General features: G+C 69.8%; 1 protein-coding gene. It reads left to right on the top strand.

Going from position 1 to position 877, the window contains the following annotated elements; genetic code table 11:
- Positions 1-877: KR domain-containing protein (locus RMT89_RS40410; protein WP_315888734.1), on the top strand; the 877-nt coding region annotated here is incomplete at both ends.

The raw sequence follows: 877 nt of genomic DNA, 5'->3' as shown, positions 1-877 counted from the left end.
AGGTTTCTGCGGAGCAGCCGGACCTGTCGGGGAAATGGCTGGTCATCGCGCCCGCCTCACACACCGACCACGAACACACCACCAACTGCCTGCAGACCATCACCGACCACGGCGGCCACCCCCACCTCCTCACCGAAGACTTCACCCAACAGCTCACCGCCCACACCACCGAACCCCCCACAGGCATCATCTCCCTCCTCGCCCTGGACGAGACCCCCCACCCCACACACCCCGCCGTCCCCACCGGACTCGCCACCACCATCCACCTCATCCAAACCCTCGACACCCACCTGCCCACCACCCCCCTGCACCACCTCACCACCCACGCCGTCACCACCCACCCCCACCAACCCCTCACCCACCCCACCCAAGCCCACACCTGGGGACTCGCCCGCGTCGCCGCCCTCGAAACACCCCACCGCACCACCACCCTCATCGACCTCCCCACCACCTGGCACCCCACCACCCCCACCCACCTCGCCACCGCCCTCACCCACCCCACCGAAGACCAACTCGCCCTCCGCGACACCATCCACACCCGCCGCCTCACCCACACCCCCCTCACCCACCCCACCCCCACCAACCCCACCCCCCTCAACCCCAACGGCACCATCCTCATCACCGGCGGAACCGGAGCCCTCGGCAGCCACATCGCCCGCTGGCACGCCCGCCAACACCACCACCTCCACCTCATCTCCCGCCAAGGCCCCCACCACCCCAACGCCCACACCCTCCACCAAGAACTCCTCGAACTCGGCGCACCCACCGTCACCATCACCGCCTGCGACACCACCAACCCCCACACCCTCGCCACCACCCTCGCCACCATCCCCCACACCCACCCCCTCACCGCCGTCATCCACACCGCCGGCATCGC

Origin of the sequence: Streptomyces sp. P17 (assembly GCF_032436805.1) — a bacterium.
GTDB lineage: Bacteria > Actinomycetota > Actinomycetes > Streptomycetales > Streptomycetaceae > Streptomyces.
This window is presented reverse-complemented; position numbering and strand designations above follow the sequence as displayed.